The organism is Aliiroseovarius sp. F47248L (assembly GCF_023016085.1).
In the GTDB taxonomy this organism is placed as follows: Bacteria; Pseudomonadota; Alphaproteobacteria; order Rhodobacterales; family Rhodobacteraceae; genus Aliiroseovarius.
This window is the reverse complement of sequence record NZ_JALKBF010000003.1, coordinates 68784-95268: the sequence shown is the minus strand read 5'-3', so window position 1 is coordinate 95268 and position 26485 is coordinate 68784. Positions and strand designations below refer to the sequence as shown.

21 protein-coding genes and 1 pseudogene are annotated in these 26485 nt (G+C 58.6%); 9 read left to right on the top strand and 13 right to left on the bottom strand.

The features are described from left to right. Positions 1-9: 9 nt before the first annotated feature. From aceF to puuE, 5 genes are all read right to left on the bottom strand, one after another. The gene (aceF, locus tag MWU51_RS16590) at positions 10-1263 is read right to left on the bottom strand and encodes a dihydrolipoyllysine-residue acetyltransferase (protein WP_247039556.1); all 1254 of its coding nucleotides are present in this window, start codon (positions 1261-1263) and stop codon (positions 10-12) included. A gap of 23 nt (positions 1264-1286) precedes the next feature. Then, on the bottom strand, positions 1287-3944 hold the full coding sequence (gene aceE, locus MWU51_RS16585; protein ID WP_247039554.1) for a pyruvate dehydrogenase (acetyl-transferring), homodimeric type: 2658 nt from the start codon (positions 3942-3944) through the stop codon (positions 1287-1289). Positions 3945-4143: 199 nt separating this feature from the next. Continuing rightward, positions 4144-5580 carry a nucleobase:cation symporter-2 family protein gene (locus tag MWU51_RS16580; protein ID WP_247039552.1) on the bottom strand — a complete coding sequence of 479 codons (1437 nt, stop codon included), beginning with the start codon at positions 5578-5580 and terminating at the stop codon, positions 4144-4146. A gap of 61 nt (positions 5581-5641) precedes the next feature. Then, entirely contained in the window at positions 5642-6130 is a 489-nt protein-coding gene (locus MWU51_RS16575) for an ureidoglycolate lyase (protein ID WP_247039549.1), read from the bottom strand. After that, positions 6127-7542, bottom strand: coding sequence for an allantoinase PuuE (gene puuE / locus MWU51_RS16570; protein WP_247039548.1), 1416 nt, complete (start codon positions 7540-7542; stop codon positions 6127-6129). Before puuE ends, MWU51_RS16575 begins: the two co-directional genes overlap by 4 nt. A gap of 144 nt (positions 7543-7686) precedes the next feature. Here puuE and uraH point away from each other — a divergent pair, with 144 nt between their 5' ends. Further along, complete coding sequence (uraH, locus tag MWU51_RS16565) at positions 7687-8040, top strand: hydroxyisourate hydrolase (RefSeq protein WP_247039540.1); 354 nt, start codon at positions 7687-7689, stop codon at positions 8038-8040. A gap of 9 nt (positions 8041-8049) precedes the next feature. Here uraH and MWU51_RS16560 read toward each other — a convergent pair whose 3' ends face one another. Next, a complete protein-coding gene (locus MWU51_RS16560; protein WP_247039538.1) occupies positions 8050-8955 on the bottom strand; it encodes a LysR family transcriptional regulator in 906 nt (301 codons plus the stop codon). A gap of 101 nt (positions 8956-9056) precedes the next feature. Between MWU51_RS16560 and MWU51_RS16555 the strand changes: the two genes are divergently transcribed. Both MWU51_RS16555 and MWU51_RS16550 read left to right on the top strand, forming a co-directional pair. Further along, positions 9057-10316 (top strand): urate hydroxylase PuuD, encoded by a 1260-nt coding sequence (locus MWU51_RS16555; RefSeq protein ID WP_247039536.1) that lies wholly within the window; start codon positions 9057-9059, stop codon positions 10314-10316. A gap of 90 nt (positions 10317-10406) precedes the next feature. Then, on the top strand, positions 10407-11078 hold the full coding sequence (locus MWU51_RS16550) for an SDR family NAD(P)-dependent oxidoreductase (protein WP_247039534.1): 672 nt from the start codon (positions 10407-10409) through the stop codon (positions 11076-11078). 327 nt (positions 11079-11405) lie between these two features. Here MWU51_RS16550 and MWU51_RS16545 read toward each other — a convergent pair whose 3' ends face one another. Further along, a complete protein-coding gene (locus MWU51_RS16545) occupies positions 11406-12602 on the bottom strand; it encodes a diaminopropionate ammonia-lyase (protein WP_247039532.1) in 1197 nt (398 codons plus the stop codon). Between the two features lie 87 nt (positions 12603-12689). On the opposite strand from MWU51_RS16545, the gene MWU51_RS16540 reads away from it, so the two are divergent. Beyond that, positions 12690-13151: an Lrp/AsnC family transcriptional regulator gene (locus MWU51_RS16540; RefSeq protein WP_247039531.1), complete on the top strand. Its 462-nt coding sequence runs from the start codon at positions 12690-12692 to the stop codon at positions 13149-13151. Here MWU51_RS16540 and MWU51_RS16535 read toward each other — a convergent pair. Next, entirely contained in the window at positions 13148-14059 is a 912-nt protein-coding gene (locus tag MWU51_RS16535; protein ID WP_247039529.1) for a LysR family transcriptional regulator, read from the bottom strand. The genes MWU51_RS16540 and MWU51_RS16535 overlap by 4 nt on opposite strands. A 167-nt stretch (positions 14060-14226) precedes the next feature. Between MWU51_RS16535 and xdhA the strand changes: the two genes are divergently transcribed. The 5 genes from xdhA to guaD all read left to right on the top strand — a co-directional run bounded on the left by xdhA (position 14227) and on the right by guaD (position 21908). Beyond that, the gene (xdhA, locus tag MWU51_RS16530) at positions 14227-15690 is read left to right on the top strand and encodes a xanthine dehydrogenase small subunit (RefSeq protein ID WP_247039527.1); all 1464 of its coding nucleotides are present in this window, start codon (positions 14227-14229) and stop codon (positions 15688-15690) included. Positions 15691-15702: 12 nt separating this feature from the next. Further along, entirely contained in the window at positions 15703-18021 is a 2319-nt protein-coding gene (gene xdhB / locus MWU51_RS16525; RefSeq protein WP_247039525.1) for a xanthine dehydrogenase molybdopterin binding subunit, read from the top strand. Between the two features lie 3 nt (positions 18022-18024). Further along, positions 18025-18909 carry a xanthine dehydrogenase accessory protein XdhC gene (xdhC, locus tag MWU51_RS16520; protein ID WP_247039523.1) on the top strand — a complete coding sequence of 295 codons (885 nt, stop codon included), beginning with the start codon at positions 18025-18027 and terminating at the stop codon, positions 18907-18909. A gap of 39 nt (positions 18910-18948) precedes the next feature. Further along, on the top strand, positions 18949-20532 hold the full coding sequence (locus MWU51_RS16515) for a xanthine/uracil/vitamin C permease (RefSeq protein WP_247039522.1): 1584 nt from the start codon (positions 18949-18951) through the stop codon (positions 20530-20532). Positions 20533-20606: 74 nt separating this feature from the next. Beyond that, positions 20607-21908: a guanine deaminase gene (gene guaD / locus MWU51_RS16510; protein ID WP_247039519.1), complete on the top strand. Its 1302-nt coding sequence runs from the start codon at positions 20607-20609 to the stop codon at positions 21906-21908. A 105-nt stretch (positions 21909-22013) separates the two neighbouring features. Here guaD and MWU51_RS16505 read toward each other — a convergent pair. The 5 genes and pseudogenes from MWU51_RS16505 to MWU51_RS16485 all read right to left on the bottom strand — a co-directional run. Continuing rightward, a pseudogene (locus tag MWU51_RS16505) lies at positions 22014-22393 on the bottom strand (OmpA family protein); the annotation flags it as partial. Between the two features lie 247 nt (positions 22394-22640). Next, positions 22641-23681 (bottom strand): aromatic ring-hydroxylating dioxygenase subunit alpha, encoded by a 1041-nt coding sequence (locus MWU51_RS16500; RefSeq protein WP_247039517.1) that lies wholly within the window; start codon positions 23679-23681, stop codon positions 22641-22643. A gap of 169 nt (positions 23682-23850) precedes the next feature. Further along, positions 23851-24276, bottom strand: a complete 426-nt coding sequence (locus tag MWU51_RS16495) for an HIT domain-containing protein (RefSeq protein ID WP_247039515.1) — start codon at positions 24274-24276, stop codon at positions 23851-23853. 123 nt (positions 24277-24399) lie between these two features. Then, positions 24400-25950, bottom strand: coding sequence for a TRAP transporter large permease subunit (locus MWU51_RS16490; RefSeq protein ID WP_247039513.1), 1551 nt, complete (start codon positions 25948-25950; stop codon positions 24400-24402). Beyond that, entirely contained in the window at positions 25947-26444 is a 498-nt protein-coding gene (locus tag MWU51_RS16485) for a TRAP transporter small permease subunit (RefSeq protein ID WP_247039511.1), read from the bottom strand. Before MWU51_RS16485 ends, MWU51_RS16490 begins: the two co-directional genes overlap by 4 nt. Positions 26445-26485: the final 41 nt, after the last annotated feature.

Below are 26485 nucleotides of genomic sequence, written 5' to 3'. Positions count from 1 at the left end.
TCGTTCCCCTTACAGCATCAGCCGGCGCACATCGCCGAGCAGGTGTTTCAATGTTGCCGAGAAGCGCGCCGCCAATGCGCCGTCGATGGCGCGGTGGTCATAAGACAGGCTGAGTGGCTGCATGTTGCGCGGCACGAACTCTTCCCCGTTCCAAACGGGCGCCATTTTCGACCGGGTCAGACCCAGAATAGCGACCTCTGGCGCGTTGACGATGGGGGTGAACGACGTGCCACCGATGCCGCCAAGCGACGAGATGGTGAAGGTCGCACCCGACATGTCGTCGCCCTTCAGCTTGCCGTCGCGCGCTTTGGCGGACAGATCGCCCAGTTCCTTGGAGATCTCGATGATCCCCTTGCGGTCGGCATCCTTGATCACCGGCACCATTAAACCGTTGGGCGTGTCGGCGGCGAAGCCGATGTTATAGAAATCCTTGCGGATCAGCTTGTCGCCGTCGGGGTGGATCGAGGAGTTGACCTCCCAATGGGTTTTCAGGGCGGAGACGCTGGCCTTGATGACGAAAGACAGAAGCGTGACGCGATAGCCGTCGGCCTTGGCTGCCGTATCCAGTTCCTTACGATAAGCGTCCAGTTCGGTGATGTCGGCTTCTTCGTTATGGGTGACATGCGGGATGTTCAGCCATGATCGGTGAAGGGCGGGGCCGGACAGTTTCTTGATACGCGGCATTTCCACATCTTCGGTCGGGCCGAATTTCGAGAAGTCCACGGCGGGAATCGGCGGAATGCCCATGCCACCGCTGACCGCAGCCCCACCAGCCGCAGGGGCAGATTTCGATTTTAGGAAGGCAGTTACGTCTTCGCGCAGGATGCGACCCTTGCGGCCCGATCCGTTAACCTGTGCCAGATCAATTTCCAGCTGACGCGCAAAGGCGCGGACCGACGGGCTGGCATGGGCCTTGCCGAATCCAGCGTCTGTCACCGCTGCCGGTGCCGGTGCGGCGGCTGGCGCTGCTGCCGGTGCGGGTGCCGCGTCAGCAGCGGGGGCGGGGGCTGGCGTATCAGCTCCGGCGCCGTCGCCTTCCAGCAGCAGGATCAGCGCGCCTTCGGATACGGTGTCGCCTTCGGACACTTTGATCTCAACAACCTTGCCCGCAGCGGGCGCGGGCACCTCTAGCGTGGCCTTGTCGCTTTCCAGCTCGATAATCGGGTCTTCTTCGGCAATCACATCCCCCACGCTGACCAGAACGGTCACAACGGGCACGTCGGAAAAATCACCGATGTCGGGAACTTTTACTTCGATTGTCATTGTATAATCTCCTGTCTGTCCGTTCACACCAAGCGCGGGTTGGGCTTGTTGCCGTCGATGTCATATTTGGAAAGCGCGTCTTGAAGCTGTTTCTTCGTCACGTTGCCGTCGCGATAGAGGTCCACCATGGCGGCTGCAGCGATGTGGTTCGCGTCCACCTCGAAGAAGCGGCGGAGGTTCACGCGGCTGTCCGAGCGGCCAAACCCGTCTGTGCCCAGCACGGTGTAACGGCCCGGCACGCTTGACCGGATCTGTTCTGCGTAGTTCTTCATGTAATCGGTCGCGGCAATGATCGGGCCTTTGGCCTTTGATAGCTGCTGGGTCACGAAAGCTTCGCGCGGGTCGGACAGCGGGTTCAGCCGGTTCCAGCGCGCCACGTCCTGACAATCGCGCGCCAGCTCGTTGAAGGATGTGGCCGACCAGATTTCCGCTGTGACGCCAAAATCTTCTTTCAGCATTTCGGCGGCCTTGATCGCCTGCACCAGAATTGTGCCTGACCCCATCAGGGTGACGTGTTTCTTGCCGGGCTTCTTGACCTCTTGCAGGCGGTAAAGCCCCTTGATGATCTCGTCCTCGACGCCCATCGGCATGTCGGGGTGCGAATAGTTTTCGTTCATCAGGGTCAGATAAAAATACACGTCCTCCTGATCGACAAACATCCGCTGCAGGCCGTTTTGCACGATCACCGCGACCTCATACTGATAGGTCGGATCATAGGAAATGCAGTTGGGAATAGTGCCCGCCAGAATGTGGCTGTGGCCATCCTGGTGCTGCAACCCTTCACCGTTCAACGTGGTGCGCCCGGCGGTGCCGCCCAGCATGAAGCCGCGCGAACGGCTGTCACCTGCCGCCCATGCCAGATCGCCGATCCGCTGGAATCCGAACATCGAGTAATAGATGTAGAAGGGGATCATCGGAACGCCGTGATTGGAATATGACGTGGCCGCCGCGATCCAATCGGCCATGGCGCCGGCCTCGTTGATGCCTTCCTGAAGCACCTGACCATCGGTGCTTTCCTTGTAATACATCATCTGATCGGCGTCTTCGGGGGTATAGTTCTGCCCTTTTGGGTTATAGATTCCAACGGATCGGAACAGACCCTCCATCCCGAAGGTGCGGCTTTCGTCGGGCACGATAGGCACGACATTCTTGCCGATATTCTTGTCGCGCAGAAGCGTGGTCAGGATGCGCACGAACGCCATGGTGGTCGAAATTTCACGGTCGCCCGTGCCTTTCAACTGGGCGTCGAACTTGTCCAGACCGGGAATGTCCAGTTTGGGCGTGTCGCGCCAGTCGCGTTTGGGAAATTCGCCGCCTAACTTTTTGCGCTGATCCAGAAGATAGGATTTCTGCGCGTTGTTCAGCTTGACGAAAGGCGCGTTTGGCAGGTCTTCGTCGCTGACCGGAATGTCAAAGCGGTCGCGGAAGGCGCGCAGTTGATCTTCGGCCATCTTCTTTTGTTGGTGGGTGATATTTTGGCCTTCACCGGCTTTGCCCATACCATAGCCTTTGACCGTTTTGACCAGAAGGCAGGTGGGTTGGCCTTTGTTCTCGGAGGCTCGTTTGAAAGCGGTATAGACCTTTTGTGGATCGTGTCCGCCCCGGCGCAGCGCCCAGATCTGGTCATCGGTCCAGTCTTCGACCAACGCGGCGGTTTCGGGGTATTTTCCGAAGAAATGCTTGCGGATGTAAGCGCCGTCCTTCGACTTAAAGGTCTGATAGTCGCCATCAACGGTTTCATCCATTAACTGACGCAGGCGCCCCGTCGTGTCTTTCTCAAGCAGTTCGTCCCAGCCTTTGCCCCACAAGAGCTTGATGACGTTCCAGCCAGAGCCGCGAAAGCCGCCCTCCAGCTCCTGCACAATTTTGGAGTTGCCGCGCACGGGGCCATCCAGCCGTTGCAGGTTGCAGTTCACCACGAAGATCAGGTTGTCCAGCCCTTCGCGTGCCGCAAGGTCGATCGCGCCGCGGCTTTCCGGTTCGTCCATTTCGCCGTCGCCAAGGAAGACCCAGACCTTGCGGTCAGCCATGTCGATCAGGCCGCGATTGTGCATGTATTTCATGAATCGCGCCTGATAGATCGCCATCAGCGGACCAAGGCCCATCGAGACGGTCGGGAACTGCCAGTAATCCGGCATCAGCCACGGGTGCGGATAGGATGACAGGCCTTCGCCTGCCACCTCGGATCGGAAGTTTTCAAGCTGTTCCTCGGAAAGGCGACCTTCCATAAAGGACCGCGCATAGATGCCGGGGATCACGTGGCCCTGGAAGAACACCAGATCACCGCCGTGGATCGCGGATTTCGAGCGCCAGAAGTGGTTCAGCCCGATGTCATACATCACCGCCGAGGATGCGAACGACGCGATATGTCCGCCATATTCCGATGAGACCTTGTTGCGGCGCACGACGGTGGCCATGGCGTTCCAGCGGTTGATGGTGCGGATGCGCCATTCCATGTCCATGTTACCGGGGATCTCAAGTTCGTCATCCGCGGGAATGGTGTTTTGATAGGGGGTAGTCGCCGAAAACGGCAGGTTCGCACCCGATGCGCGGGCTTGTTGAACAGACTTGTCCAGCAGGAAGTGGGCACGATCCGGGCCGTCTCGGGCAATGACGTCTTCTATCGCTTCCTGCCATTCGCGACTTTCGATTGGATCAATGTCGTTAGGAAATTCAACCATGGCAAAGTCTCCGTTTTGTGCGGTTCATTAAGCAATACTGGTTCATTGCGCGGCATTTGCCCACAGGAATTATTTTTTGATTATTCGAGGGTTGGGCAGATCTGCGAGCCGGGGATGGCACACGTAGTGTGTCAGGCGTTGCGTGACGTCATCCGTTCTTTGAAACAGACGCCCCCGTTTGGGGGCGTCTGATGTTTCTTTAGACGTGATCGTCGTGGGGAAGTGACCCGCGACCGTGACCAGCCATACCGCCCGAGACTTCTTCGGTCGATTCGTCAGCCAGTTCTTCGGGCAGGATCAGGTTCAGGACGATGGCGATCAACGCGGCTGGCAGCAGACCCGAAGTCAGCAGGATGCGCGCCGTGTCCGGCATGTGCTGAAGCGCACCCGGTTCCAGTTGCAGGCCCAGACCGATGGACAGGGCAATCGCGAAGATCACCATGTTGCGACGGTTCCAGTCCACGTCCGACAGCATCGAGATACCGGCGGCCACGACCATTCCGAACATCACGATCACGCCGCCGCCCAGAACCTCGATCGGGACGGTGCGGATGACGCCGCCGACCTTGGGGATCAGGCCGCAGATGATCAGGAAGATCGCACCACAGGTGACGACGTGGCGGCTCATCACGCCGGTCATGGCGATCAGGCCCACGTTCTGGCTGAACGAGGTGTTGGGGAACGCACCGAACATCCCGGCAATCGCAGTGCCGATACCATCGGCATAGGTCGCGCCCTGGATCTCTTCTTCGGTGGCCTCGCGGCCTGCACCACCTTTGGTGATCCCCGACACGTCGCCGACCGTCTCAATCGCCGAGATGAAGGCCATCAGGCAGAAGCCGATGATCGCGGCAGCCGACAGTTCGAAGCCGTATTTGAACGGTTGCGGCAGGGCGAAGGCGGCCGAATTGTTCCACGAACCAGCGATGGCTTCAAACGACAACATGCCGACCATGATCGAATAGACATAGCCGACGATCAGACCAATCAGCACCGCCGAGATCGACAGCATCCCCTTGGTGAAAAACTTCAGCCCAAGTGTCACCAGGATGACGATCAACGCCGCCGACCAGTTCAGAAGTGAGCCATATTCAGGCGTGCCAATCGCGGGAACGCCGCCTGCGGCATACTGAATGCCCACTTTCACAAGCGCCAGACCGATCATGGTCACGACAAGCCCGGTGACAAGCGGGGGCAGCGCAAAGCGCAGTTTGCCGACGAATGTCCCGATGAAGGCATGGAAGATACCGCCGATGATGACACCCGTGAACAGGGCGGCCAGCGCGTCAACGCCTTTGCCCGCCACAAGCGGGATCATGATGGGCAGGAACGCAAAGGACGTGCCCTGCACGATGGGCAACGCTGCGCCAACCGGGCCAAGTGTAATGGTTTGCAGCAAGGTTGCGACACCGGCAAAGAGCATCGACATCTGGATCAGATACAAAAGCTCGGGAAAGTCGGGTGAGTTTGACCCGAAGCCGAATCCTGCCGCGCCGGCGACGATGATCGCGGGCGTGACGTTCGAGACGAACATCGCCAGGACGTGCTGGATGCCCAGCGGGATCGCCTTGTGCAATGGGGGTGTAAAATTCGGGTCGCGAAGTTGCTCCGCTGTCCCGATGGAATTGTCAGCCATGTGGTTTCCTCCCAATTTGACTGTTCGCGCTAGGCCCCCGCTTCTGAGGCGAGGTGCCTTGTTAAACTGATTGAACGATATAGGGGTCGTCGAACCAGTGTTCTTGCAGGTTTGACCCATCGCCGATGCGGTCGATGACGATGAACTGTCCCGGTTTTTCGATGGGGGCGAGCACGCCGTGCCAGACTCCGCGATGAAGGTTGATGGATTGGCCGGGTTGCGACACGAAGGCCATCAGGTTCACCGGTACGCCGTCCTGATCTTCGGCCACGATGACCAGCATGGGAACACCTGACACCGGGATGAACGCCTGACTGCCGTCCGGGTGACGTTCGACCATATCCACGATATGCGGAAAACTCCGCGCTTTGGCGTCAAACAGGCTGATCCCGGCCCGACCATCCGCAAAATCGAGCTTGGCAAGGTCATGGTGACGCCCGCACATGCCTTGGTTGATGATCTTGTCGGGATCGCCCGAGACCTCGATCACCTCGCCAAACGGGGCGAAAGCGGCAGCCGTCAGGGGCTGCGGGATCAGCGGGCGGCTCACGGCAGCAGATCCTTCAGACGAAACTGCGCGATGCGTTCGACCTGACGGCAGGCTTCGGCAAATTCGGTGTCGCGGTCATTGTCGATCCGCTTGCGGAAATTGGCGAGGATGGACGCCTTGTCGTGGTCACGCACTGCGATGATGAAGGGAAAGCCGTGCTTGTCCACATAGGTGGTGTTGAGCTTGGTGAAGGTCTCGCGTTCCTCGTCGGTCAGATAGTCCAACCCCGCGCGTGCCTGTTCCGAGGTGCTTTCGGCGGTCAACTCACCCGCCGCCGCCAGCTTGCCTGCCAAGTCGGGGTGGGCGGTCAGAACGCCAAGGCGTTCGTCTTCAGTTGCTGATCGGAAGACACGAGACAGCGCATTGTGGACACCTGCCGCACTGTCATGGGCCGGGCCAAGCTCCAGATCGAAGGCGCGTTCGGCGATCCACGGGGAGTGCTCGAAGATCGAGCCATAGAGTGAAACGAAACGCTCTTTGTCCATCTGGCTGGGGCGCTCAAACCGCTTGGGCGGATGGGTCTTCGTCCAGTGGTCGGCGATGTCGATGCGACGCGGGGTCCAGACGCCGTCATGGGCCTGAATGTGGTCAATGAAACGTTTCAGACCGGCGATCTTGCCGGGGCGCCCCACAAGGCGGCAGTGCAGACCGATGGTCATCATCGCCGGACGCCCGGCTTCGCCTTCGGCATACAGTGTGTCGAACGCGTCGGTCAGATAATCGCCGAAATCTTGCCCCGTCACCCAACCCGGCGCAGTGGCGAAGCGCATGTCGTTGGCTTCCAGGGTGTAGGGGATGATCAGTTGATCGCGGTCGCCCACTTCCAGCCAATAGGGCAGGTCGTCGTCATAGGTGTCGGACACATAGGCAAACCCGCCTTCTTCGGCGGTCAGACGCACGGTGTTTTCCGAACAGCGCCCGGTATACCAACCGCGTGGACGTTCGCCCACGACCTCGGTGTGCAGGCGGACGGCTTCGGCAATCGCGGCGCGCTCGGCGTCTTCGGGCATGTCCTTGTGTTCGATCCATTTCAGGCCATGGCTGGCGATTTCCCAGCCCGCGTCTTTCATCGCCTGAACCTGTTCGGGGCTGCGCGAAAGGGCGCGGGCGACGCCGTAGATGGTCAGCGGAATATCTGCACCGGTGAACAAACGGTGCAGACGCCAGAACCCGGCGCGCGCGCCGTATTCATACATGCTTTCCATGTTCCAATGACGCTTGCCGGGCCAGGGTGCGGCGCCGGGAATGTCGGACAGGAAGGCCTCGGAGGCGTCATCGCCGTGCAGGACACAGTTTTCCGCGCCTTCTTCATAGTTCAACACAAACTGCACTGCGACCTTGGCATCGCCAGGCCACTGTGGATGGGGCGGGTTCGGGCCGTAGCCGCGCATATCACGAGTGTAACGGTTCAACACGGGTCTCCTCATTTTGTTTCTTATAGCTCGAAACAATCTCTGTAACTTTCATATTTTTTTTGAAAGAGCTTTTTGTCACTTCTCTATGTAATGATGACAAAGCGCAGGACATTAATGAGCCAACCCAAAAGGAGATGCCACATGACCGGATATCTGACCACACACGTTCTGGACACGGCACGGGGTTGCCCGGCCGAGGGACTTGAGATCGACCTGTATCGGATCGAGGGCGACAAACGCACCCATCTGCGCAGCCTGAAGACCAATGATGACGGGCGCACGGACGAGCAGATCCTGCCCAAGGATGATTTTGAAATCGGAACCTACGAGCTTGTGTTTCATGCGGGCGCCTATCTGGACGCGACCGGCACCCCGCCGGAAGATCCGCGCTTCCTCGATGTGGTTCCGCTTCGCTTTGGGATGTCGCAAGAGGCGCACTACCACGTGCCGCTTTTGTTGTCGCCCTTTGGCTATTCGACCTATCGCGGCAGCTAAGTCGTCGGTCTATTTAGGCATCGACGCCAGAATGTGATCGACCATGAAATCGATGAACAGGCGGGCCTTGGGGTCTTGCCTGCGGCGGTGCATATACAGGCAAGCCAGCTGAATGGGCAGGGGGGGCTCATTCTCGAGCACCGGTACCAGACGCCCCTTGGCCAGATGGTCCGAAATCTCGAACACTGTTTTCAGAACGATGCCGTGTCCGTCCAGCGCCCAATTGGTCAGGATCTCGCCGTGGTCGGCTTCGAACGGGCCTGATACGGTCACGCGCTTGACGCCGTCAGGGGTTTGCAGCGGCCATTGAAATTCCGGCGCACCCGGATAGCGCAGATTCAGGCAATCATGCATATCGGTGCGCAGCTCGTCGCTGGAAGTCGGCATCCCATGGTTTTTGATGTATTCGGGCGAGGCACACAGCACCCGCGGACAATCGGTGATCTTGCGAATGCGCAGATTGCTGTCTTCGGGCACACCCAGAAAGAAGGCAGCATCCAAGCCTTCGGCGGCAAGATCAAGTTTCCGGTCAGACGACCGCAGGCGGATGTTGATCAGGGGATAAGCTTCCTTGAACTTCGGCACTGCGGGCGCAATGAACCGTTGGGATATGCCAATGGGTGCGGCCACATGCAACGTGCCGCGCGGTGATTGCGTAATATCGCTGATATCAGCCTCGGCGGCCTCGACTGCCTCAAGAATTTTGCTGGCCCCTTTGTAAAAGGTATTGCCTTGCTCGGTCGGGTTTAGAAGCCGCGTCGTGCGCTGAAACAGCCGTATGCCCAAATGCCCCTCAAGCTGCGATATGCGCGACGACGCCACGGCCGCTGAGATCCTAAGATCGCGGGCGGCAGCCGACATGCTGCCCAATTCATAGACCCGCACGAAGGTTCTGATATTGTCCAGATAGGCCATTTTCGATTATTCTTCTTTTTTTGAAGCAGCTAGATACTTTTTCCTAATATACGATAATCAGGCAGTGAGCTACCGTTTGTAAAAGCTCGGAGGAAAACCCTATGCAAGATCTTGCAATCATGTGGGACTGGCTGGCCTTTGCGGTCCGTTGGTTGCACGTCATCACGGCTATGGCCTGGATTGGCTCGTCCTTTTACTTTGTCGCACTGGACCTTGGTCTGCGCAAAGCACCGGATTTGCCCAAAGGGGCCCATGGTGAGGAATGGCAGGTGCATGGGGGCGGGTTTTATCATATCCGCAAGTTCCTTGTGGCGCCTGAAAACATGCCCGAGCACCTGATCTGGTTCAAATGGGAAAGCTATACGACATGGCTGTCGGGCGCAGCGCTTCTGATGATCGTTTACTGGGTGGGTGGTGAACTTTACCTGATCGACGCGCAGAAAGCCGATCTGGCCTTGTGGCAAGGGATCGTGATTTCGGCCGTGTCGTTGTCGATTGGCTGGCTGGTCTATGACCGGTTGTGCAAATCGCCTTTGGCTGAAAATCCGACTGTTCTGATGGTTCTGCTGTTCGTGCTGCTTGTGGCGATGGGATATGGCTATAACCAGATTTTCACGGGCCGGGCGACGATGCTGCACCTTGGCGCCTTCACCGCGACGATCATGACGGCGAATGTGTTTTTCATCATCATGCCGAACCAGCGTATCGTGGTGAAAGACCTGCAGGAAGGCCGCACGCCGGACGCCAAATACGGCAAGATCGCCAAGCTGCGCTCGACACATAACAACTATCTGACGCTGCCAGTGATCTTCCTGATGCTGTCCAATCACTATCCGCTGGCGTTTGCTTCGGAATACAACTGGATCATCGCAGCCCTTGTGTTCCTGATGGGTGTGTCGATCCGGCATTACTTCAACTCGAACCACGCGGGCACAAGTGACCCCAAGTGGACATGGTTGGTGACCGCGGTTCTATTCATCCTGATCATGTGGCTGTCGACCGCACCGTTGGAGAATGACACGCTGGAAGAGGCCGAAGCCCGCCCGCTGAGCAAAACCGAGCAGATCTTCGCAAATGCCGAAGGGTTTGAAGAGGTCCAGGACATTGTCCTGGGCCGCTGCTCCATGTGTCATGCACGCGAGGTTTACTATGACGGTATCCGCCGCGCACCCAAGGGCCTCCATCTGGAAACCACCGGCGACATCACCCGCGCTGCGCGCCAGATTTATCTGCAAGCTGGTGTCTCGGTCGCCATGCCGCCTGCGAATGTTTCGTTCATGGAAGAAGAAGAGCGTAAGAAGGTGGTCAAATGGTATCGCAATGCCGCCAAGGATCTGCCGTTCTACATCGCGTCAAACTGAGATCAATCCACAGAGCAATGTCTTTGCAAAAGGCCGCTGTCCAATCAGGGGCCTTTTGCCTGTTCTGACCCCGGATCGTATGATCGGGGCATGACAGAATCAAACAAACGCGCGCTTGTCATTGGATCGTCTGGCGGGGTGGGGCAGGCGCTGAGCATGGCCTTAAAGAGGCGGGGATATGACGTTACCGGCTTGTCACGCACGGATGACGGGTTGGACATCACAAACGAAGATAGTGTGTCATATGCGCTGGGGCGGCTTGATGGTCCCTTTGACATGATTGTTGCCGCCACAGGCATTCTTGCCGACCAGACCGGCCCCGAGAAATCGCTAAGCGCTGTGACGGGTGACGAGCTTTCCGCACTGTTCGCAGTCAATGCGATTGGTCCCGCGCTAATCCTGAAGCACGTAAAACACTTGTTGCCCCGTGACAGACGCGCGGTCTTTGCCGCCCTGTCCGCCCGTGTGGGGTCTATTGGCGATAACAGGCTGGGCGGTTGGTACTCCTATCGCGCCTCGAAAGCGGCGCTGAACCAGTTGATCAAGACCGCCGCGATTGAACTTGGCCGGACGCACAAACACCTGATCTGCATCGCACTGCATCCGGGTACGGTCGCAACCCCCTTTACCCAAGACTATCCCCAACACAAATCCGTCCCAGCCCAAGACGCTGCCAAAAACCTGTTGACGGTCATGGACGGGCTGACACCGGAAGACACCGGAGGCTTTTACGATTGGGCAGGGAAACCTGTGCCGTGGTGAAAGGGCGGATACGCATAATGAGAGTTATGTTAATAAAAGATCGCTTAAGCAGCCAAAAACGTCAGCAATCGGTTTGAATTTAGCACTTGGCAGACGTTGACGGCAATCGTCACAAAAACGCGGCTGCCATGGTCCAAAGCTGCATCGTTGAAATCATAGGTCGGGCTGTGAAGCAGTGCTGATACCTCTCCGTTGCCGATGAATGCGATGCCGCGCGTTTCTTCGCCACGAACGCCTCAGTGCGATGCTCTTCAAAGCCAAACTCGCGGTGCTGGTGCAGGTCCCGGCGCTATGCGGTCATCTCGGCTTCAAGGGCGGCTGGATCGATCATCTGAGCCCACTTAGTACGGCTTCGGGTGTACGGCCTATGATTTCGGCGTAAAGCGCAGGGTCAGTTGCACCTTCGGTGTTGATTACCAGAAGCCGTGCCTCGGGGCCAAGGCCGATACTGGCGGCAAGTTCCGGGTCGTTCAGAACGGCAATGGCCCCGGCCAGCCCCACCCCGCCGCTTTCGCCTGCGACGATTGCGGGATCACCAGCGACGGGGTCGGCGAGGCGGCGCATAATCGACAGCGCATCATCTTCATCGACTGTCATGAACCCGTCCGCGACACGTTCCAGAACCCGGAAGGCGACCAAAGACGGCTCGTAGCATTCCAGCATAGCCATGACGGTTGGCTCGGTTTCATCGACCTTCACAGGTTGATTTTGTTTGGCGCTGGCCAACACACAAGCCGCGCGGGTTGGTTCGACCACGGTGATATATGGGCGATTCTTGCCCAATAGCACGGCCAGATGCCCAGCAATGGCAGCCGCGAAACCGCCGACGCCTGCCTGAAGGAACACATGGGTCGGAGGCTGCGGTAGGTCTGCCAAAGCCTCGCGGACAATGGCTGTATATCCTTGCATCACAAGACCGGGGACGTCCTCATAGCCCGGCCAGGAGGTGTCCGACAAAACGGTCCAACCCCTTTCCCGCGCGACGGCCGAAGCCTCGGCGACTGAGTCGTCATAATTGCCCGCCACGCGCATGATTTCGGCACCGAAACCCGCGATGGCGTCAATGCGGGACTGGCTGACACCGGCGTGAACGAAGATCACGGCCTTCGCCCCCATCAACTGCGCGCCTTGTGCGACGGACCGCCCGTGATTGCCATCGGTGGCACAGGCAAACGTCATGCCGCGGGCGATCGCGCGCACCTCGTCGGATAGCAGTGCGTCGACGGGGAAGGTGCGGCCCAGTTGCTGCTCTGCCTCGTCCTGCACCAAACGCATCAGGGCGTAAGCCCCACCCAGCGCCTTAAAGCTGCCTAGACCCAGCCGATACCCTTCGTCCTTCAGGTGCAAGGCGCCAAGGTTTAACTTCATCGCAAGTCCCGGAAGAGCCGCCAGCGGCGTGGGCGCGCTGTTCTCTCTGAGTGTCAGGATACGAGCAACGTCATCAGCACCTGCAACCCCCAGAGTTTCGGCATCGCGGGGATCGAGAGGGGTGTTATGGGTCGGAAGGGTATTGTGCAAATACATGAAGAACTCCGTGTTTATAGAATTAATATTGCAGAGGACCTGAAATTTGCGCTGATTTTTCGAGGTTGTTGTGCAACTTTGTTTCACATGTCCTCACTAGATGCTTTCGACATTGCCATTCTGCGCATCCTGCAGCGCGACAACACAACGCCTCAGCGGCAGATTGGCGAGGCGGTGAACTTGTCCGCGCCTTCCGTTCAACGCCGCATCCGCCGGATGGAGAATGGTGGCGTCATCACGTCGAACGTGGCCGTCATCGACCCGGACAAGGTGGGGCTGCCCCTGACCATATTCGTGCAGGTCGAACTGGTCAGTGAAACTCCATCAGAAATTGATGTAATGAAGCACCGGTTTCGTGATGCCCCCGAAGTGCAACAATGTTTCTATGTCACCGGCGATGCGGACTTCATGCTCGTCGTCGTGGTTGAAAGCATGGCGGCGTACGAAGAATTTACCCGCCGCGTCTTTTTCCAAGACAGCAATGTCCGCAAATTTCGCACCTTCGTGTCTATGGATGCGGTGAAGACAGGATCGGGGCTGAACGTCTAGTTTTGTTCGCCCAACAACGGCTTGCTGTGTTCAATCACATATTCGACGAACAGGCGAATTTTTGGGTCTTGCAGCTTTTTATGAGGATAGAGACAGCCGAAGATCGTCGGGGTTGGTGGCGTTTCGGAAAGCACTTCAACCAGACTGCCGTCGCGCAGATGTTCCGCCACGTCGAAGCGGGGTTTGTTCACGATGCCGCGCCCGTCCAGTGCCCAAGCGGTCAGCACGTCCCCGTCATCGACATCGTATTTTCCGGCGACCTCTAACTTACGTGCGCCTGCGGGGGTTTGCAGAACCCAAAAATATTCGGGCGAGCGTGGGTATCTGAGCAGCAGGCAATTGAACTGCTCTTTAAGCAGATCATCTGGCGTCTTTGGCGTTCCGTTTCGGGCCAGATATGTCGGGGATGCACACAAGACCCGTTCACAATCGCGGATCTTGCGTAGCTTCAGGTTCGAATCGCTAGGCGTGCCGATGAAAAAGGCGATATCCAAGCCGTCGGCCATGATGTCCACCTTGCGGTCGGACAGACGCATTTGCACCCGTGTATCGGGAAAGGCGTCAACAAAACGGGGCACCAGAGGGGCGATAATCCGGCGACCCGCCCCCAATGGCGCTGTTATTCGGATTGTGCCGCGCGGCGCGTGCGAGAAGTTTGCGACCTTCGATTCCGCGATCTCAACGGTTTCCAGAACCGCCTTGGCTTCGTGATAGAACAGCTTGCCAACCTCGGTTGGCGACAGCGATCGCGTGGTGCGATTAAACAGGCGCACACCCAGATGTTTTTCCAATTCTTTGATGCGCTTGCTGGCCACCGCCGGGGTCAGGCGCAGGTCACGCCCGCCCGAAGTGATGCTGCCCAGATCGACGACGCGGACGAAGACGCGGAGGCTTTCGATATAGGACATGGTGTCCCTTTCGACATTCGGATTGGTCCGCGTTCACAGTGCCATGCACAAAACTTATTATCAACGATCTGTTGAAAGTCTTTGCCGAATGGACCTCTGTTTGGAGGCATTAGCCCGCGCTATGGTTTTTGGGAATGGTCCAACATGACCCGTTTTCAGGAGCCACCATGACACATCGCAGCCACATCCACTTTCTTCTGAATGGGCAAGCCGTCAGCGTCGCGGAAGTCTGTGCAGACCAGACCTTGCTGGACTACCTGCGCCTGAACCGGCGTCTGACCGGCACCAAGGAAGGTTGTGCAGAAGGCGATTGCGGTGCTTGCACCGTGTTGGTTGGCCGCCTTACTGACGGGGGCCTGACCTATGAGCCGGTGAATGCCTGCATCCGTTTTCTGGCCTCGTTGGATGGCTGTCATGTGGTGACGATCGAACATGTGTCCGGTCCTGAAGGGCGTCTGCACCCGGTGCAACAAGCGATGGTTGACCACCACGGCAGCCAATGCGGCTTCTGCACTCCCGGCTTCGTGATGTCGCTGTATGCGCTGTGGATGACGACGCCCGAACCCACCGAAACACAGGTCGAAACCGCGCTGCAAGGCAATCTGTGTCGCTGCACGGGATACGAGCCGATCATCCGCGCCGCGGTAGCGGTCAGCCGTTATGGCACGCCGTCAGCGGACCATTTGAACACTGAACGCGATCACGTGATCGCCCGGTTGCGTGATTTGCAAGACCGCCAGCGTGTCGTTACCGGCCCTGCCGACAACCAAGCCATTCTGCCCGCAGATGTAGATGATTTGGCCGAGGTTCTGCTGAACCATCCCAATGCAACCATCGTGGCTGGGGCCACAGATGTTGGCCTGTGGGTCACGAAGTTTCTGCGCCCCATCGGCCCGGCGGTGTTCATCGGTCATCTGACCGAGTTGAAAACCGTACACTTTGACGACGGCGCCCTGACCATCGGGGCCACCGCGACCTATACAGACTGTCAGGACGCGATTGCCAAGGTCTTCCCGCACCTGACCCCCTATTGGGACCGGATCGCCGGGTGGCAGGTGCGCAATATGGGCACGGTCGGTGGCAATATCGCAAACGGCTCGCCCATTGGCGACACGCCGCCCGTGCTGATTGCGCTGGGGGCCGAGGTCACTCTGCGTCACGGCACCACCCGGCGCACCATGCCGTTGCAGGACTTTTTCATCGACTATGGCAAGCAGGATCGCAAACCCGGCGAGTTCGTCGAAAGCATCCGCGTGCCCAGCCCTGCGCCCGACCAACGCGATGCGGCCTATAAGATTTCGAAACGTCGGGACGAGGATATTTCGTCGGTTGCCGTTGGGATCAGTGTCACGGTGACTGACAATATCATCACGGAAGCCCGGATTGCCTTCGGCGGGATGGCCGCCACGCCGAAACGTGCCGCCGCGGCCGAAGCCGCTCTGTTGGGTCAGATGTGGAGCGAAGAGACCTTCGAAGCCGCCGCAAAGGTGCTGCCGCAGGATTTCCAACCACTGTCTGATTGGCGCGCGTCATCTGACTATCGGATGTTGTCGGCGCAAAACCTGCTGCGCCGGTTTTACCTCGACCAAGATGATGCCTCGTCTGATCCCGTTCAACTGGCCATCGCGTAAGGAGTGGATGATATGAAAGACAACGTCTCGATCCGTGGGGCCGCCCATACCGACCGCATCCATGACAGCGCCACCAAACATGTCACGGGGGCGGCTGACTATACCGACGATATCGTCGAACCCGTCGGCACGCTTCACGCTTATCTGGGCGTGTCGGACGTGGCCCATGCCAATATCCGCAGCTTGGACCTGAGTGCCGTGCGCGCTGCCCCCGGTGTGGTGGGCGTTCTGACTGCTGCCGATATCCCCGGCCACAACGATATCAGCCCAACGGGCCTGAATGACGAGCCGGTGTTTCCCACCGACAAGATCCAGTTTCACGGCCAGCCCCTGTTTGCGGTCATCGCCGAAACTCGCGATGCTGCGCGTCGGGCTGCTGAACTCGCCAAAGTTGATTGTGAAGAGCTGCCCCACGCGCTGGACCCGATTGCTGCACAGGATGCGGGCTATCCCCATGTCACTGCGCCCTTGAAGTTGGAGCGTGGCGAGGTGGCTCCGGCTATTGCCAAGGCGACCAACCGCATCAAGGGACGGATGAGCGTCGGCGGGCAGGATCACATGTATCTGGAAGGCCATATCGCCTTCGCCATTCCCGGTGAGGATGACGATGTGATCCTCCATTGTTCAACCCAGCACCCAAGCGAGGCGCAGCATATGGTGGCCCATGTGTTGGGCGTGCCCTCGAACGCCGTCACGGTGAACGTGCGCCGTATGGGCGGCGGGTTTGGTGGCAAGGAAAGCCAGATGAACCTGTTCTGTGTGGTCGCCGCAATGGCCGCCAAAAAATGGGGCCGTGCGGTGAAAATCCGCCCCGACCGCGATCAGGATATGACCGCGACCGGCAAGCGGCATGATTTCGTGATCGATTATGACGTGGGTTTTGATGACGCAGGCCGGATTGAAGCTGTGGATGGTGTCTTTGCCGCCCGCTGCGGGTTTTCGTCTGACCTGTCCGGCCCCGTCACCGACCGCGCTTTGTTTCACGCAGACAATGCATACTTTTATCCGAATGTGCGGTTGGTTAGCCATCCGATGAAGACCAACACCGTTTCGAATACAGCGTTTCGTGGTTTCGGTGGACCGCAAGGCGTGATCGTCGCCGAGCGCATCATGGAAGAGATCGCCTATGCCACTGGCCAAGACCCGCTGGATGTGCGCAAGGCGAACTTCTATGGCGGTAAGGGGCGTGATCTGACGCCCTATCATCAAGAGGTTGAGGATAATATCCTGGACCGTCTGGTGAGCGAGCTTGAGGAAAGCGCCGATTATCGCGCACGTCGCAAAGCGATCATTGATTTTAATGCCACATCACGCATTCTGAAAAAAGGCATCGCGCTGACGCCGGTCAAGTTCGGCATCTCGTTCACTGCGACCTGGTATAATCAGGCGGGTGCGCTGGTCCATGTCTATAATGACGGGTCGATCCACTTGAACCATGGCGGCACCGAAATGGGTCAAGGTCTGAACACCAAGGTTGCCCAAGTGGTGGCCGAGGCGTTCCAAGTGGATTTCGAGCGCATCAAAATCACCAAAACGACGACCGAGAAAGTACCGAACACTTCGGCCACCGCCGCCTCGTCGGGCACCGACCTGAACGGCATGGCCGCGCTGAACGCGGTCGAGCAGATCAAGGCGCGGCTGGTCGAATTTGCGGCCAGCAAGTGGGATGTTGCACCAGATGCCGTGGTGTTCGAACCCAACCAAGTGCGCATCGGTGACGAGGTTCTGAGCTTTGATGCCTTCATCAAACAGGCGTATCTGGCCCGCGTTCAATTGTCCGCCGCAGGCTTCTACAAAACGCCCAAGATCCACTGGGACCGCGCCGCTGGCAAGGGACGGCCCTTCTATTACTATGCCTATGGTGCGGCTTGTTCCGAGGTCACTATTGACACGCTGACCGGCGAGTACCGGGTCGAACAGACAGATATCCTGCACGATGTAGGCCGGTCGCTGAACCCGGTATTGGACAAGGGTCAAGTCGAAGGCGCGTTCATTCAAGGCATGGGCTGGCTGACCACAGAAGAGCTTTGGTGGGATGATTCAGGTCGTTTGCGCACGCATGCGCCGTCGACTTACAAAATTCCGTTGGCTTCCGACCGGCCGCGCAAATTTAATGTGAAACTGGTCGACTGGTCCGATAACCGCGAACTGACCATCAAACGCTCCAAGGCCGTGGGCGAGCCGCCCTTCATGCTGGGCATTTCGGTGTTCGAGGCCTTGTCGATGGCGGTAGCCTCGGTCGCAGACTATCGCATTTGCCCGCGTCTTGATGCGCCTGCCACGCCTGAGCGTGTATTGATTGCGGTCGAACGTCTGAAGGCGGCGGGCTGAGTGATGGCCCACCCCGTGCGCACCCTGTCCGACTTTCTGTCCCTGAACGGGCCGGTCATTCGCGTGACATTGACCCGCGTGCGCGGCTCGTCTCCGCGCAATGAAGGGACCGAGATGTTCGTGACGCGGGAGCACCTGTGGGGAACCATCGGGGGCGGGCAATTGGAGTTCATCGCCATCGAACATGCTCGCGACATGCTGAAGGGCGGTGTTCTGAACCTTGATCTGGACGTGCCGCTTGGCCCCGAAATCGGCCAGTGCTGCGGAGGCCGGGTCGAGCTGTCGCTGGCGCGAATGCGCCGGGCTGACAAGCGCGATGCGCTGACAAGGGCACAGGATCAGGCGGCGCATCTGCCCCATGTCTATGTCATGGGGGCGGGTCATGTGGGGCGTGCGCTGGCCGATCTGTTTCAGCATATGCCGGTGTGCTGCATCCTGATTGATACTCGTGAAAATGAATTGGCCCAATGCCGGGCAGATGTGGAAACAAGATTAAGCGCCATCCCGGAAGTGGATATCGCCAATGCCCCGGCTGGCAGCGCCTTTGTCGTGCTGACCCATGACCACGCGCTTGATTTTCTGCTGACGCTTGCCGCACTGGAAAAAGGCGACGCGCGATATGTCGGCATGATCGGATCGGCCACCAAGCGGGCCAAGTTTCGCAACTGGGTCCGCCAGCATGGCGACAACCACAGCACCGAACAATTGATTTGCCCCATCGGGGCAAGCGGCAGCCGCGATAAGCGGCCCAGCGTGATCGCGGCCTTCGTGGCGGCGGAAGTGATCGCTGATTTGACCTCTGAAACTGCCGCAAATTCCCTGCAATGGGACATGGGAGCGCCCGTCGCGGGCAAACAACAAGACCAAAAGGACAGCACTGTCGTTTAGCGGCGTGACTGACCATCGGTCACAGAGGAGGAGACCGTCATGGACGGGACAACACATAACTACAAGCTATTTGCGCGCAGTGATTTCAGCGCGTTTTGGGCGCTGTTTACGGACAACTTGATCAATCTGATCGTGTTGGCTGGCGTCTGTCAGTTCGTTTTCAACATGCCGACCGAGATCGTGTTTGGCCGCATCCTACCCGGTGCGGCCGTGGCTATCATGGCCGGTGTCGCGGCCTATACCTGGCTTGCAAAACGGGCTGCCGCGCGGCATGGGCGCGACGTGACCGCCCTGCCCTATGGTATTTCGACGCCCGTCATGTTCGTCTACCTGTTTGGTGTGATCGGGCCAATTTACTGGTCCACCAATGACGCAACACTTGCTTGGCAAGTGGGCATCGGTGCGGGTTTCATGGGGGGGATCGTTGCAGGACTTGGAGCCATCGTCGGCCCGTGGCTGAAACGCGTTACACCGCGCGCGGGTATGTTGGGCACTTTGTGCGGGATCGCGCTTGTGTTCATCGGCACTGTGCCTCTGGCCACCGTTTTCGAGGATCCGTTCATCGGTTTTGCCTCGATGATTATCATCCTGTGGGGTCTGGTCGGACGTTTCCGTCTGCCCTTTAACATTCCCGCCGGTCTTCTGGCGCTGATCGTCGGCACCGTGGTTGCACTGGGCATGGGCAAGGCGACCATCAGCTTTGAAGGCGTCGGCTTCTATCCGCCCCTGCCCTATTTCGGTGATTTGATCGCGGGTATCCAGCACCTGTTCGCCAATCCCGAACTGTTCCTGGTTCTGGTGCCGGTGCAGATCTATAACTTCATCGAAACCATGAACAATGTCGAAAGCGCCGAAGCGGCGGGCGACCACTATCCGGTGGGAACCTGTCAGGTTGTGGACGGCGTGGGCACGATGATCGGAGCGGTCTTTGGCTCGCCCTTCCCGACCACGGCCTATATCGGCCACCCCGCTTACAAACGGATGGGGGCACATACCGGCTATATCATCGCGGTTGGGTTGGTCATTCCCTTCGCGGCGTTCTTTGGGTTGCTGGCTTTTCTGAACAACCTGATCCCCGTGGCTGCCGCCGCGCCAGTTCTGGTCTTCGTGGCCCTAAGCCTGATCACCAACACGGCACATTCGGTCAAGACCGAGCATATGGCCGCCGTGACCATCGCGATGATGCCGCATGTCTCGTCCTTTCTTGTGACCAAATGGGGGTCGCTGATGGGCGCACTTGGTGCAACCGGGGTAGAAGGCCTGCCGCGTCTTGGTGACGAAGCGTTGACTGCAGCGCTGTTGCAACAAGGCGCGCATTTCGAGGGTCATTTGGCGCTGAGCCAAGGGGCCATTCTGACCGGCCTGATTTGGGGTGCCATCGTAGCCAGCGTGATTGACGGACGGTTCCGCAACGCCGGCGGGTTTGCTCTTGCTGCATGTGGCATGTCGCTGGTTGGTATCGTCCATTCGGCCAGCCTGCATTGGCCAAGCCTTAGCGGGGTCAGCATGGGGTATCTGATCGCCGCGGCGTTCCTGTTCATCTATCCGCACTTCCACAAGGAAGACGAGCTGGTGAACGAGAACCTGCCGACGGACGAGCCACAAGTAACGCCGGGCGAATAGTTCCTCCCTTTCGCCCAAACTCAGCACAGGGCGCGCGTGTTGCGTCCTGTGCCTTTTCTTGAACGGATTACACAATGACTTCGCCGCAAACACTTCTGCGTGGCCGCACGCTCAGCTTCAACGCCGAACCAACCGGCCCTGACGACACCCACGCTTATGAGTATTGCGAGGATGGCGCGGTGCTGGTCGAGGATGGCAAGATCATCGCCGCTGGCGATTACACCACAGTCAGCGCACAGTCTAATGACGCGCGGATCATCGACCACCGTCCACACCTTCTGATGGCCGGTTTCATCGACACGCATATCCATTTCCCGCAGGTGCAGGTGATTGCCTCTTGGGGCGCGCAGCTTCTGGATTGGCTGAACACCTACACGTTCCCTGCCGAGACAGAATATTCCGACCCCGCGCATAGCGCGACGATGGCGGGCAGGTTCTATGACCAGATCACCGCGCATGGCACCACGACGGCGGTGGCCTATTGTTCGGTCCACAAAACGTCTGCGGATGCGTTCTTTACCGAGGCCGCCCGGCGCAACATGTGCATGATCGGCGGTAAAGTGATGATGGACCGCAATGCGCCGGACGGGCTTCGCGACACGCCGCAATCATCCTATGACGACACCAAGACGTTGATCGACGCATGGCATGGCACCGGGCGCGGCCACTATGCGATCACGCCGCGCTTCGCGATCACCTCGACCCCTGCGCAGATGGAGATGGCGCAAGCCTTGGTGCAGGAACATCCTGATTGCTACGTACAAACGCATCTGTCCGAAAACCACGACGAGATTGCCTTTACCGCCGAGCTTTACCCCGATGCCCGCGACTATCTGGATGTCTATCAATCCTATGAATTGCTGAGCCCCAAGATGCTTCTGGGCCATTCCATCCACCTGCAACCGCGCGAGATCGACGCGCTGGTCGACACCGGCGCGCATCCGGTGTTCTGCCCGACCTCGAACCTGTTTCTGGGCAGCGGGCTGTTCGATGACGCGGGCCTGCGCGGCCGGGGCATCACCAACGCAATTGCCACCGATGTGGGCGCTGGCACCAGCTACTCGATGCTGCAAACGCTGAACGAGGGCTACAAGGTGTTGCAATTGCAGGGTCAATCCCTGCACCCGCTGCGCGCTTTTCACTGGATCACCCGCGGCAATGCGCTGGCGCTGGGGCTTGAGGACAAGATCGGCACGCTTGCCACCGGAAGTGACGCCGACATTGTCGTGCTGAATGCGTCTGCCACCAAGGCTATGGCTTTGCGGATGGCACGAGCAACCACCCTGTCGGAAGAGTTGTTCGTGTTGATGATGATGGGTGACGACCGTGCAGTGGAACAGGTTTATGTGGCCGGTGTGGCTCCTGAACCTGCCTGAGCCAAAGCGGGTCGGTTCGAACACCTCAACCGCGCACAGAATGCGGACGGGCAACGGTGTTGATCTATGGCTGACCAAGCCAATGAGTGATCCGTCATGGCCTGATCAGTTGGAGGCCTGACGCAACAACTGGGTGATCAGGCGCACACTGGCGCGGCGGTTCGCCCGTTCTTCGAGTTCGGAATCCACCTTCAGGAAGGCCTCGCCATACCCTTGCACGATCAAGTTTTCGGGTGGCACATCAAAATACTCAGTCAAAGCCAGCGCCACCGATTCCGGGCGACGGTCTGACAAGGCCAGATTATAGGTGGCTGACCCCACTACATCAGTGTGACCTTCGATCAGGAACACCTCGTTCCGGTCATTGGCCACATAGCTTTGAATCAACTTGCCCAGCCGCGCCAGTGACCGCGCTTGATCGCAGCGGACCCGGATTCAAACGTTACAGAATCCAAGTCTATCACCGGGACAAGGTTGCGCACTTGCGGGATGTGCCGGATCGGCGCCGGCTGAAACGACGATCAAACGCGGTCTAGCGCGCCGGCGCCGCGCGCAAGGCGTTGTCATCCTTGATGATCTCTTAGCTGCCATCGCCGCGGTCTCGGCCTCGGGTGCTCCTAAACCTACCCGTTCGCCTGCAAAGACACAGCCGCTGGCCTGTCCCAGAATCTGACAGGCTTTATGGGCGCGGCACTGGCCGATGTCCCACCGACCAATTCGATGCGAAGTTTGCTATTCGGCCATCTGTCGGTCTACTTCCTGCTCCTCGTTGATCATTGCTTGAAGCTGGCGCCGGAAACGCAACTGACCGCCATCGATCGGCAGGTCGATATGTGGCGTCCGTTTATTGGCCATACCCTTCTGCACCTCATTCAGGACCGCCCGGTCCTCTTCAAACGCGTGCTGTACGTCCTCACTCATTAGTTTTGACAGCGCTTCATCGTCGGGGCGGATATTGCGAAGCTGGAACCAATAGTAGCGGGTTTGACCTTCGTTGGTCGGAGTCATGAAATTGTAGCTATCCATGATAAAGACATCTTCATGCAAGGGGCCATCCGGTCCGCCGGTTCCAGCAGGCGTAAAGACCGCCTTGATCAGGGCGTGGCTCGGATACCTTACCTCATAGTGCTGCAGACGGTCGCAGTTGCCCTTGAAACCGACGACCTTTTTATAGAACGGTGCGGGTTCCACATCCATCATCCAACGATGCACGATAATGCTGTCATTCGTCTTGCTGACGCGCAGGGGTGCGTCTTTGGTCGCGGACTGGCCAAAGCTACTTTCATGGACCCAAGCGACATGGGTCGGGTCCAACAGGTTATCGCACATCAACAAGTAGTTGCAGTCCAGCTCCATTGCTGCGCCACGGTTGATGCCCCAAGCGGGATCATCGTAGTTTTCAATCTCGAAGATGTCGTTTGGATCAGCCAGTGCGGGATTGCCCATCCAGATCCAAACCAGTCCGTATTCTTCATGCAACGGATAGGCATGTACTTTGGCATTTGAAGGGATGCGACCCGTCCCCGGTGACCACACGCATTGTCCCGCACAATCAAACGTCAGGCCATGATAGCCGCATTCAACCGTATCGCCCTTGATCCGACCTTTTGAAAGCGGCAGCTTGCGGTGTGGACAAGCATCCTCAAGCCCGACAAGCTCGCCGGATTCTGACCGGAAAACACAGATCTTTTCACCGAGGACCATGATCTGTTGCAGATCGCGCGTAATCTCGGAACCCCACGCGGCCACGTACCAAGCGTTCTTTAAAAACATGCCATGCCTTTCGATAATTTGTCGTGATTCAAGCTTTGATCGTGCACCCGGTCCAGTACGAATGCGCAGCCCTTATCGACTCAAGACCTTCGCTGCGTTTCAGAAAGAATGCAACAAGGCTGATCGGTTTAGAAGATGCGACATCGACCTTGAAACAGCCGATGGACAGTTAACCAGCACGCAGTTTACGCGCTATCTCTGCCATTTCGGGGTCTGGAAGTTGCGGCGGTAAAGTGTATTCGTCGGTGCCTGCCGAAAGATACGCCTGCGAGGTGACATCATGCACATGATGCATAGGCACCACATGGGCATGGGCATGAGGCACATGGATACCGGTGTAAAACATCGCGACGCGCTCGACCCCGTATAGCGCCTTCATTCGCTGCGCCAAACGCTGCGCGCAACTTGTTATCCGCGTCGCCAGGTCCTCGGGCAGGTCTTCGAACCAGACATGATGCGCTTTCGGAATGACCAGCGCATGGCCGGCACGGATCGGATGCAGGTCCAGAAAAGCCAGGATATGGTCGTCCTCATAGACGCGATGAGCAGGCACATCGCCGGATGCGATCCGGCAAAACAGGCAACCATCATTCATGTTTCGATCTTTCATTCACACCTATCGCGGCCATGTGTGGTTTATCTTGATAGTCCCAAGACATAATTGCAAATACTTGGGTGCCGTGTCGTGCAGTGACTCCGTCCCCGACCCTGCCCCGCTTTAGAACAGGACCGATGGCAGCCAGGTCGCCAGCACCGGCAGCAACCAGATCAGGGATATCCCCACGATCTGAAGGCAGATGAACGGCAACACCCCCGCATAGATCTGTCCTGTCGTGACCTCTTTCGGGGCCGCGCCGCGCAGATAGAACAGCGAAAATCCGAAGGGCGGCGTCAGGAACGAGGTCTGAAGGTTCACCGCAATCAGCACGCCCAGCCAGATCGGGTCATGGCCCAGCAGGATCAGCGTCGGCGTGATCAAGGGCAGGACGATCACCGAAATTTCTACGAAATCAAGGAAGAAACCCAGGATGAAGATAAAGACCATGCAAAAGACCAGCGCGCCGTTGGCGCCGCCCGGCATCTCGGCCAGAATGCCCGCCACACGCTCTTCCCCGCCCAGGCCGATAAAGACAAGGCTGAAAAACCCTGCCGCAATGATCGTTGCAAAGATCATCGAGGTCATGGTCATCGTGGATTTCACCGCCTCTTGCACGATCTTCCTGTTAAGGGCTGCGCGCAAAGCCAGCAGCACGGACACCATGCCCACGACCGCCAAAGCAGCATAGAAAATCCCAAGTGCATAAGCGCCCGAGGTCAGATCGCTGCGCTGAAAGCGCACCGGAAACGCGCCCGCCAGAATACCCAACGCGATCAGGGCCACCGTACCCATCAAAATGATGCGCGGCGCGATGCCAATGCGATAGCCAGTCATCAACAGCGCGCCCACAGCGCCGACCGATGCGGCTTCGGTCGGGGTGGCAACGCCGCCCAGAATGGCGCCCAGAACGGCCACGATCAGCAGCACGGGTGGGATCACCGCGCCCACAACCTCGCGCCAATCGGGCTTGGCCATGTCAAGGGGCGCGGGCGGCATGTCCTGCGGGCGCAGCCATCCGCGCACCACGATGTAAATCAGGTAAAGGCACACCAGCACCAGACCGGGAATCACGGCAGCGGCGAAAAACTGGCCGACCGACAAAGCCTCGACCGAGAATTTGCCCTGTTCATATTGCGCCTGCTGGAACGAGGTGGACATCACGTCCGCCAGAATGATCAGAAGGGTCGAGGGCGGGATGATCTGCCCCAACGTGCCCGCCGTGCAAACGATGCCCGACGCGACCCGCGCATCATAGCCCGCGCGCAGCATGGTGGGCAGCGCGATCATGCCCATCGCGACCACCGTTGCCCCGACAATGCCTGTCGAGGCCGCCAGCAAGGTGCCGACCAGCACGACCGAGATCCCCAGCCCTCCGCGCAACTGCCCGAACAACCGGCCCATCGTGTCCAGAAGCCCCTCGGCGATGCGGCTTTTCTCCAGCAGCGCGCCCATCAGCACGAACAGCGGAATGGCGATCAGCACCGGGTTGGTCAGAATGCCAAATACGCGCTGACCCAACGCGCCCAGCAGGCTGATATCCATCTGACCCAGCATCCAGCCCAGATAGGCAAAGATCACGGCAACCCCTGCGATGCTGAAGGACACGGGGAATCCCAGAAGGATCGCGCACATCAGGGCGGCAAACATGATAAGGTCGAGATATTGGATCATCGGGTCTCTTTCACGGCCAGAAGGCGGATCAACAGGGCGAGTGATTGCAACATCACGAGGACGCAAAAGGCAGGGATCAGGGATTTCAGCAGGAACACCGCCTCGATCCCGCCCACCGAAATCGGCCCTTCAAGGATCGCCCATGAATTTCGCACCGACGGCCAAGACCAGTAAAGAAGCGCGATCATCGACGGCATCAGCAGGAACAGATGGCCGAAAATATCGATCCGCCGCCGCGCCTCTGGCGTCGCCTTGGCATAGAACACGTCAACGCGCACATGCTTGTCGACCAGAAGCGTATAGCCCGCTGCGAGCATGAACAGCGCGGCGTGCATGTAAAGAACACTTTCCTGCACAGCGATCGAATTCACACCGAACGAATAGCGCCCGACGACGATACCAAACTGCACCAGCATCATCGCCAGCGCGAACCAGCGCACCACATAGGCCACGCCCAGATTCACCTTGTCCAAGGCGTTTGCCAGTTGCTCCATCTTCGGTCCCCGTCGCAAAGGTTACAAGGGCGCAGCCATCG